Consider the following 425-nt stretch of genomic DNA (forward strand, 5'->3'; position numbering starts at 1 on the left):
GCTTCACTGCTTCTTATACTGTAACACAGGCCGATATTGATAAAGGCGCTGTTTACAACATTGCAACAGCAACGGGTAAAGATCCTAAAGGAAACAATGTTACCGATCAGTCTGAAAGCGGTAACCCTTCAGGTCCTGGTACACCTCCTGTTGATCCTGCCTGTCCGGATTGTACAATCACACCGCTTCCACAAACCCCGGTTATTAAATTAACTAAAACCGGAACGTATGCAGATACCAATGGCGACGGTAAAGTAAACCTTGGCGACAAGATCAGCTATACTTTCAAAGTTGAAAACACTGGAAACGTTACTGTAAGTAATATTGTGGTGACTGACCCTAAAGTAACAGTAACCGGTGGTCCGGTAACTTTACTTCCTGGTGCTGCCGACTTAAATACATTTACTGCTTCTTATACGGTAACA

At 43.3% G+C, this 425-nt stretch carries 1 protein-coding gene; it reads left to right on the forward strand.

What is annotated here, in order from left to right; genetic code table 11:
• Nucleotides 1-425, forward strand: a 425-nt coding sequence (locus IM793_RS24705) for a hypothetical protein (RefSeq protein WP_370629854.1), incomplete at both ends; no start/stop codon positions are given.

It is taken from the genome of Pedobacter sp. MR2016-19 (genome assembly GCF_014947265.1).
In the GTDB taxonomy this organism is placed as follows: Bacteria; Bacteroidota; Bacteroidia; order Sphingobacteriales; family Sphingobacteriaceae; genus Pedobacter.